This is a genomic window from Cellvibrio sp. (assembly GCF_053579595.1).
Genome location: NZ_JBRFPI010000105.1, coordinates 2754 through 12029 on the forward strand (window position 1 = coordinate 2754; position 9276 = coordinate 12029).

The 9276-nt window shown below is 46.8% G+C and carries 6 protein-coding genes; 3 read left to right on the forward strand and 3 right to left on the reverse strand.

The genetic code is table 11. From position 1 onward, the window contains the following. Window positions 1-60 precede the first annotated feature (60 nt). The 3 genes from ACWA6V_RS08645 to ACWA6V_RS08655 all read right to left on the reverse strand — a co-directional run bounded on the left by ACWA6V_RS08645 (window position 61) and on the right by ACWA6V_RS08655 (window position 3518). Window positions 61-1371, reverse strand: coding sequence for a methyl-accepting chemotaxis protein (locus ACWA6V_RS08645; RefSeq protein WP_449522104.1), 1311 nt, complete (start codon window positions 1369-1371; stop codon window positions 61-63). A 135-nt stretch (window positions 1372-1506) separates the two neighbouring features. Continuing rightward, on the reverse strand, window positions 1507-2577 hold the full coding sequence (locus ACWA6V_RS08650) for an AraC family transcriptional regulator ligand-binding domain-containing protein (protein ID WP_449522105.1): 1071 nt from the start codon (window positions 2575-2577) through the stop codon (window positions 1507-1509). An 8-nt stretch (window positions 2578-2585) separates the two neighbouring features. Then, window positions 2586-3518 (reverse strand): GGDEF domain-containing protein, encoded by a 933-nt coding sequence (locus tag ACWA6V_RS08655; protein WP_449522106.1) that lies wholly within the window; start codon window positions 3516-3518, stop codon window positions 2586-2588. A 247-nt stretch (window positions 3519-3765) separates the two neighbouring features. On the opposite strand from ACWA6V_RS08655, the gene ACWA6V_RS08660 reads away from it, so the two are divergent. The 3 genes from ACWA6V_RS08660 to ACWA6V_RS08670 form a co-directional block, all read left to right on the forward strand. Then, complete coding sequence (locus ACWA6V_RS08660; protein WP_449522107.1) at window positions 3766-6537, forward strand: TonB-dependent receptor; 2772 nt, start codon at window positions 3766-3768, stop codon at window positions 6535-6537. Between the two features lie 70 nt (window positions 6538-6607). Beyond that, window positions 6608-8545 (forward strand): phytase, encoded by a 1938-nt coding sequence (locus tag ACWA6V_RS08665; RefSeq protein WP_449522108.1) that lies wholly within the window; start codon window positions 6608-6610, stop codon window positions 8543-8545. 12 nt (window positions 8546-8557) lie between these two features. Continuing rightward, a partial coding sequence (locus tag ACWA6V_RS08670; protein WP_449522109.1) for a PhoX family protein occupies window positions 8558-9276 on the forward strand: 719 nt, incomplete at its 3' end.

The following is a 9276-nucleotide window of genomic DNA, read 5'->3' on the forward strand; positions in this document are numbered from 1 at the left end:
TCAGTTTTCAGTTTTCAGTTTTCAGTTTTCAGTTTTCAGTTTTCAGTTTTCAGTTTTCAGTTAAATGCTTTTTTTATACTCTGCGAGCTGGGCGACTGCGTGGCTGACATTTGTTGCGCCTGCTTTTATTGATTCTATTGCAGCAACCGCTTCCTGCACTAAACGGTTGCCATCCTCAGCTTGTTGGCGAGCGCTTTCCATACTGGTCATGACTTGCATGGTCAGACTACTATTGCGGCGAACAACTTCTTCAATTTCAACCGTTGAGCTACTGGTGCGCGCGGCCAGGTTGCGTACTTCATCGGCAACCACAGCAAAGCCGCGTCCATTTTCTCCTGCGCGAGCTGCTTCAATAGCTGCATTCAACGCGAGCAAATTAGTTTGCTCAGCAATACTGCGAATCGTATTAACGATTGCCGAAATCTGTTTCGATTCTTCCAGTAGTTTTGCAATCAAGCTTGAGGAGCCGGCTACTTCGCTGGACATATTGTTTGAGCTGTCGGCCGTTCTATCCAATAACAATTCGCCATCCTGCGCGCTCTTCATGGTTTCTTGTGAGGTGGTATAGGCCAACTGGCTGGCATCGTAAACTGCCTGGTCGTGTGCTATCTGGGCGGTGATATCGCTCGCGAATTTTATGATTTTTACAATTTTTCCTTCTACTACTATGGGATTGTAAGTCGCCTCCAGCCAAACCGCTTTACCTGTGCGATGCTTGCGTTGGAATTGGCCTTTTTGAAAGCGACCGTTGCCAAGGTCACTCCAAAAATTGGGATTTTCACGATAAAAATCATCGTTACAAAATAGGCGATGGTGTTGCCCGACAATATCATTCAACCGGTAACCCATGGTCTGTAGGAAGTTATCATTAGCGGTAATAATATTTCCGTCAGGTGTAAACTCAATCACAGCAAGGGATTTATTGAGTGCGGTAAGGATGGCTTCAAAATCGTGAGATTGTTTTACTTGTTGGGTAATATCTTTCGCTATTTTAAGAATTTTGCTGACATTGCCCTGACTGTAAACCGGGAAATAACTGGCCTCTAACCAGATGAGTTTATGCGTTTTAGTCAATCGCATAAATGTGCCTTGCTGGGGATTGCCGTTCTTCAGCTTTTGCCAAAATTGGCGATAATTTTCGGTAAGGGTGTAGGCATCTTCACAAAAAATGCGGTGGTGCTTTCCAACTACTTCGTTGAGTGTGTAGCCCACTGCGCCTAAAAACAAATGATTCGCATGAATGATCGTACCTTCCGGTGAGAATTCGATAACTGGGATGTTGCTACTAATTGCGGAAACCAGTGATTCCAGCGACTCGCAGTTGTCCAGCGATTCAGCCAGTTGTTGCTTCAATGCACCATTAAAAAACATGACTTGCTCTTCCTCTCACCGAAACTGGGGGGGGGGTGAATAGAAGTGTAGTTCAGGTTTGCATAGGTTCCTGAAGGTGCTTAGGCTAATTAGTTCTAATGCAGCGCTTATCTCCACGCTGCTTACTGATTTTGACTAATTTCGTCTTTCCTTTGTCTGTGGGAGGGTCCCCGTCCATTTCTTAAACGCCCGGCGCAGATTGGCAACGTCGTAAAAGTGTAAAGCTTGTGCGACCTGTTCTTTATTCCAGCCCGCTTGATGAAGCCAATAGAGTGCGAGATCTTTGCGCACCAGGTCGTATTGTTCCTGAAAGTGGCTGCGATGTTTTTTTAATTTACGTTTGAGGCTGGCATTGCTCATCCCAAAGGCGTCGGCGGTTTTATCGAGACTAGGGTTGTAGTGGATGTTGTGGTGCAGGTACTGATATATCTCGCTCAAAAAACCGCGCTGGGTGGCAATTGACGGCTGCTGGATGTATTCCGTTTTTGCTGCACTCTCTAATGCAGCAGAGTCAGAATGTTTCCAAGGGTAATACAAGTAATCGCGCGCAACCGACATCGCGTTCATGTGGCTGGAAAAGTGTACGCGATTCCCCAGATGGACATCGTATTGTTCGATGTAAGTGGGTTTGCTATGCGTGAAATGGAATTGCCAGGGGACGGCTTCTTCGCTGTGCCAGCGGGTGAGTGAACTGAGTGCGGTGCACATCATTTCCAACAAAAACACCATGCTGGAATCTGCGCCATAGGCGTCCTGCCAGCAAATAACCAGATTGTCTTGCTCATAGCTGCAGCGCATATCTAGCAGTGGCATCAGCCGCGTCTGTTGATCAATTAGAATATCTAGCGCCGCTTGCAGGTTAGTGGCGGTATTGAGCGCCGCTGCTGCGGTAGTACCGCTAAGCGTAAACAGGTTGTGGCCTAATAAAAAACCAGGCTCATGGTTGTGGAAATATTTTTGCAGATTATTGATAAGTTGGAAGCATTGCTGTGGCGCAAGCTGACAATGTTCTGTGGCAATGTCTTCACGAAAAATACCAGTATTGCGTAGCAATTTATGTTCTTCGATGCCGCGAGTGAGTGCGATATCGATAAGCGTACTTGGCCATTCGTGGGCGGGAATAAAAGGCGTATCAATTTCAAAGTAGGGCGCTGGTTGATAACAGGCGTCCACCTCGGCGATCAATTCATCGGAGTTGTTGTTCATGTTGTTGATCATGCGGCACGATGCAGGTTGTCGTGACTTTTTTCTTTTGCGTGCAGCAGTGAAATGGTCGCGCGCTCGATCAGGGTTTCAACTGAGTCGGCTAGTGCCAGATCGCTACTGGCAACTGCAATACCAATACTGACAGATTGAAACAGGCTCTGATCTTCATGGTGAGTTTTGTAAGCAAAATGTTGGACTGCCGCAGAGAGTTCGCTGGCCATCTGTTCCGCGCCCACCCGTCCGGTGTTGGGCAGTATTAATGCAAACCGGTCACCGGCGTAGCGGCACAACACATCGCTGCGCCGAATGTTCAATAGCATCAATTCACTCAGTGACTGTAATAAGTGATCACCCTGCTGATGGCCGTAGCGACGATTGATTTCACGAAAGTTATCCACGTCAATAAACAAGAGCGCGAGTGATTGTTCAGCGTTGCGATGTTCTGGTAGCGCCTGTAGTAGTTGCTTACGTAAATAATCGGCTCCGCTCAAATTGGTAGTGAAATCCAGGCAGCGGTGTTCGCGAAACAATCGTTCACGTTTGCGCAACTGTTCATTAATGCTGAGTTGCTCTTTATGCCAGTGGAAAATACCGAGTGTGAGCAACACCAAGCCAATTGGCATACAGCCCGATTCTATCCAATGATCCCAGCGAGTCGCCTCTGGGAAACGAATAAATTCATCAAGTAGATCCTGAAAGCCTGCCAAAAAAATTCCGCTTAATCCCAAACTTAAATATTGCGTGACGCGTCCGGCGGGGCGACTGTGCAAAATCAATCCCAACCATACCAACGCGAGCATCGCGGCTCCGCCCTCACTGAGTACATCAAGCCAATTTATCTCGGCCAATACTTTTAAATCGGCGACGGCAAGACTGGCGATCAAAGCCAGATTTGCGCCCATACCGACAAAAAACAGTTTCCATTTATGGTGTTTCAACATAACGGCTCGCAACCCATGGGGATAAAAGTGCTGCACCGATAACAAATCAATATGACAGTTTTATGAATGTTGGTTTTGTCTGAAAAAATCGCTCGCTTAGTTGCAGGGAGGCAAATCAGCTCAGCCTATTTGTTGGCTGCAGAGCCTGCTCGTCACAGAAGTGTCATTTATTCCACCTAGTTTGGCGTCGTCTAAATCTCTTGGCGTTTTAACTATCGAGCCTTTTAAAAAGATCGGGGAGCACACTGTGAAAAAAACTGTATTCATATCCAAAAAAAGAAATTTTGTTAAGACGGCGATGGCCGTAGTGGTTGCCGGTCTCGCGGGCAGCGCGCTGGCCGATGGCCGTATTGAAGGGCAAATTAAAGCTACCGAAAAAGGTATTGCATTGCAGGGTGCAAAAATTCGCATTGCGGAATTGAATCGCGAAGCGGTAAGTCAACGCGATGGGCGTTTTGTGTTTTTAGATGTGAAGGCTGGTGATTACACCTTGGTCACCAGTTATATCGGTGCGGATGATATTAAGCGTTCGGTGGTTGTGCAGGATCAACAAACCACACGCGAAAATTTTCAATTAGTGGGTGTATCTGGTTTGGTGGAAAATGTGATTGTGATCGGGCAGGCCGCTGGTATAAACAAAGCACTCAACAAACAACGCAGCGCCGATAATATTCTTACTGCGGTATCGGCCGACGCGATTGGCCAATTTCCTGATACTAACGTTTCCGAATCTTTGCAGCGTTTGCCGGGTCTATCGATTGAGCGCGACCAAGGTGAAGGCCGCTATGTGCGCGTGCGCGGAATGGGGCCGGATTACAACGCGGTGACTATTAACGGTGTAGGTGTGCCCGGGCCGGATGCGGATCGTCGCGCAGTAGCACTGGATGTAATTCCGTCGGATTTGTTAGAAAACTTAACTGTGACCAAAAGTTTAACGCCGGATATGGATGCCAATTCACTCGGCGGCAGCATTGATGTACAAAGTTTGTCAGCGTTTGATCGCGATGGTTTCTTTTATCAGCTCACTGCTGAAGGCAGTTACGATGAAAATACCGAAGAGACTAGCCCAAAAGTAGCAGCGACTGCGAGCAACCAATTTAGCCTCGGTGGCGACGACAATAATCTCGGTGTTGCATTTGGTGTAAGTTCATTCAAACGTGAATTCGGTTCCGATAACGTCGAAACTGGCGGTGCATGGGATTTTGAAGATGGCGAAGCGCGCCTCGAAGAAATGGAACAGCGCGATTACCGCATTACTCGTGAACGTTCAGGCGTCACGTTAAATCTGGATTACAAGCCAAGTGATGACACGGATTTATATTGGCGCAATCTTTACAGCGAATATACCGATTCAGAAATTCGTTTGGCGAATGTGATTGAGTTTGAAGATGCGCTTGCTGAAGGTGAAGTAGGTTCGGCTGAAGTGCAGCGCGATTTAAAAGACCGCACGGAAACACAAAAAATTCTCTCGACTTCTTTGGGTGGTCAAACCCGTTTGGATAAGTGGACTGTGGATTATCGTGTTGCCTACAGCAAATCCAGCGAAGATGAACCGCAAAACGTCGCTGGCGCCGTATTTAAAATAGATGACGATGTTATTGCCGATGAAGCTTTCGATCTTTCCCACACCAATACGGGCAAGATACTGATTACGGCTCCGGCTGAATATTATCAATCCGCCAGCTATAAATTGGACGAGGTCGAATTGGGCAGCACCAATACCAATGATGAGAGCACTGCGATCAATATGGACTTTACGCGAGATCTCGAATTAGCAGGTAATTCAGCGCAATTGAAGTTTGGTGTAAAACACGCTGAGCGTGAAAAAGACAATAATGTTGATATCTGGATTGCCGAAGATTTTACTGGCGATACGTCGCTCACTGAATTTTCTGGCAGTGAAGTGGATTATCAAATGGGTCAGTTTGGCAGCACCATTAATGCAGCACAGGTGAAATCCTCCATCGAAGATGCTGAAAAAGACGAAGTGGAAAGCAGTATCGGTGATTATCTGATTACTGAAGATACCAGTGCTGCCTACGTGATGGGGCGCGTGGATATCAATGACTGGCGTATCCTGACTGGTGTACGTTATGAAAATACCGATTTTACCGCGCAGGGCAATTCATACGATGGCGAGAACGAAGAATTAAATGCGCAATCGTTTGAGAATTCCGATGATTATTTTTTACCAGCATTGCATATCCGCTACAGCATCAGCGATAAAACCCAAGTGCGTGCAGCCTGGACTAATTCAGTGGTGCGTCCCGGTTTTGCACAGTTGTCGCCCGGCCGTTTAATTGAAGAGGATGATGGCGATATTGAAGCGGAATTTGGCAACCCGGGTTTGAAATCACTGGAATCCAGCAATATCGATTTTGGTATTGAGCATTACCCTGGTGTAGCCAGCGTTATTTCTGCGTTTGCGTTTTACAAAGCTATCGATAATTTTGTTTATCAAACCGATTTGGGCGGCACAGCGGGCTACGAAGATTTTGATAAAGCGGTAACCTTTGTTAATGGCGATAAAGCGGATATTCTGGGGCTCGAATTGGCTGCATCCAAACAGTTCACCAGTTTGCCGTCGCCTTGGGATGGTTTGTTAATTGGTGGTAATGCGACCTTTGTCGATTCCACTGCGGAAATTGGTGGTTACGATGATGGTGAATTTATCGCGCGCGATATTCCAATGCCCAGCCAATCCGATACTTCAGCTAACTTTATGATCGGTTATGAGTCGGACAAAATCAGTATGCGTTTGTCAGCTAATTATAAATCCAATTATTTGTTGGAAGTGTTAGAGCCGATGGAAGCAGATTATGATGCTTATGTTGATGATCAAATGCAGCTGGATTTTTCACTGCGTTACTATTTGACCGAATCTATCAAACTGCATTTTGAAGCGCTGAACTTGACCGATGAAGTTTATTATTCCTACGTGAAAGATACCCAATACAACGCGCAATACGAAAGCTACGGTGCCACTTACAAACTCGGCATTACCTTTATGCAGTTTTAAGTTTTGATTAAGTGTGTGTTTGTAGTCTGGATGGCTCCTGCTGGAGCCATTTTATAAAAAGGTCTTGATTATGATCAGTTTGCGTAAATCCTTGCTTGCCTGTTTGTTTACAGGTTTTTGTTCGTCTGTTGGTGCAGTTACCACTTTGCCGCCGTCATTAAAAGACGGATTGATCGCCCCTCTGCCCACTTTGCTGCAGCACCAATCTACTTTTCTGGCGCTGGGTGATGACATTCACTGGCGCGATGCCAGTGGTAAATCTCTCGCGCAACTCAAACTGCCGGCAGAACTGTTGGATTGGCGTTATCCAGTGCAATTACAAACTGGAAAAATAATATCGTCCGAATTGGTTGCGGCAACGGTATTTTTGCCGGAACAACAACCGGGGCTGGTTGCGCTTGATCCTGAATCGGGAAAGCTGCGCGAATTGCTGCGTCTACCAACACCGGAATTTAAAATTGAGAACTTGTGCCTAAGCCGCGTAAATGGTCATCTTGCTCTATATCTATTGGATGAGCGCGGCACGGCGGAGCATTGGTTGGTCATAGATGCAAAAGGCACGGCGAATGCAAAATTGCTGCGCCGTTTACCTATCGCACCCAACAGTAAATCCTGCGCGGTCGATGATGAACAGGATTTATTGTTTATCGCAGAAGAAGGCATTGGTATCTGGGCGCAAGTTGCATCAGAGGAATCTGCTCCCGGTCGTGTCGCGGTCGATTTGCAAAAACCTTTTGGTTCCTTATCCGGCAGTGTGGAATCACTGGTGGTAGTTCCACAAGGTTTGGTTGCTGCGGTGGCAGAAGAAAAACAGCTTGCGGTCTATAGCACCCGTGAAGGTAAATTCAAACAGCAGCAGTTAGTCGATCTTCCCAATACCGATGAACCGGAAAGGGTTAAAGCGGTTGTTGTAGCAGCAGGCAATAATTCACTTGCACTAGTAGTCGGCGATGAAAAAACCGGCAATCATTTTTTATCCTTGCCTTGGGACTCAGTGCCGCAAAAAAAATCACCACACACCATAGTGAGCATCACACCCGATGTGCAAACCCAGGTTATGGCACGTTTTGGTGATGCGGCTGATGACCCAGCGATTTGGGTCAATAAAAAACGCCCGCAAAAAAGTCTGGTGATTGGTACTAATAAGCAACAGGGATTATTTGTGTACGACATGCAAGGTCGTGAAGTACAGCATTTTAATACGGGCAAATTAAACAATGTGGATGTCCGTTATGGAGTGCCATTGGGTAAAAAAGTTGTCGATATTGCCGTTGCTACCAATCGCGATGATAACAGTTTGGCGATTTACACGATTGATCCTAAAAACGGTAAATTACGTTTCTCTGGCAGTGTTGCAACGGATCTTGAAGAAATTTATGGATTTTGTTTGTATCAAAATGCCAGCGGAGTTACCTATGCGATTCCCAACGGAAAAAGCGGTGAGTTTCAGCAAATTCAATTAAGCGCTGTGATTGATCAGCAAGATAAAAATTCTCATGTCTGGCAAGGAAAGAAAGTACGCAGTTTTTTTGTAAAGAGCCAACCGGAAGGTTGTGTAGCTGACGATAAAAACCAGCGCTTATTCGTTGGTGAAGAAGACGAAGCTGTGTGGACAATTGGCGCTGAGCCAAACGCGGGCACGCAAGTGGAATTAGTATTGCGCGCCGGTGATGTGTTGGTTGCCGATGTGGAAGGCATGGGCATCTATCAGGGTAAGAATAAACACTATCTCGTTGTGTCCAGTCAAGGCAACAACAGCTATGTGATTCTGGATGCAACAGCGCCCTATAAAACGCGCGGTGTGATTAGAGTGGATCTGGATGCAGAGCGTGGCATTGATGGTGTTTCGGAAACGGACGGCCTTGAAGTTACCCATGCCAATCTCGGTGGTGCTTTTGGCGAAGGTATGTTGGTGGTGCAGGATGGTCATAAAGTGATGCCGGAAGCGCCGCAGAATTTTAAATATGTGAGCTGGGAAAAAATTCGCACAGTATTAGCACTCGAATAATGGTGATGGCCAATGAGTAATAAAAATGAAATGCCGGTGGTGGATATCGATGATATTCCGGTAAATCCGTCCAACAATCCCTGGTTGTCAGAGGTTATCGCCAGCCGTCGCAATTTATTGAAAGGTGGATTGGGTTTGGCGCTGGGAGGATTTTTGGGTGGACATTTATCGGGCTGTGCAGCAACCAATGAAAAGGCATCGCCATTCGTTGGATTAAAAAATACATCGCCAAAAATTGGATTCACTTCAGTACCGCTTCAGCACGCGCCGGATTTTGACCGTGTGTTGGTCGCCGATGGCTATACAGCGCGCGCGTTTTTTTCATGGGGCGATGAGGTGGTGACTGGCGCTGCGCCCTGGAAGGCTGATGCGAGCAATAGCTGGCAGGAGCAGCAATTGCAGGCAGGGCAAAATCACGACGGCATGGCCTATTTTCCTTTTTCCGATGCACCGAATGATCACGGCTTGCTGGTAATCAACCACGAATACACTAATCCGACTTTGCATCCCAATGGCCCCACAGAAACGCGCGATGCTCAGGGTGTTATCCGTCGCCCAGAGCATGAGGTATTAAAAGAGCAGGCGGCGCACGGTGTAAGCGTGATTGAAATTAAACGCGACCAGAAAAATCTTTGGCAGCGAGTAAAAAATTCTTCGTTCAATCCCCGCTTGACTCCTAATACGCCAATGGGAATTACTGGCCCGGCCCCTGGATCGGAACATTTAAAAAC

Excerpts from the sequence above, each read along its gene's own strand:
- ACWA6V_RS08645 (WP_449522104.1), bottom strand. The coding sequence starts at position 1,371 with ATGTTTTTTAATGGTGCATTGAAGCAACAACTGGCTGAATCGCTGGAC.
- ACWA6V_RS08650 (WP_449522105.1), bottom strand. The coding sequence starts at position 2,577 with ATGAACAACAACTCCGATGAATTGATCGCCGAGGTGGACGCCTGTTAT.
- ACWA6V_RS08655 (WP_449522106.1), bottom strand. The coding sequence starts at position 3,518 with ATGTTGAAACACCATAAATGGAAACTGTTTTTTGTCGGTATGGGCGCA.
- ACWA6V_RS08665 (WP_449522108.1), top strand. The coding sequence starts at position 6,608 with ATGATCAGTTTGCGTAAATCCTTGCTTGCCTGTTTGTTTACAGGTTTT.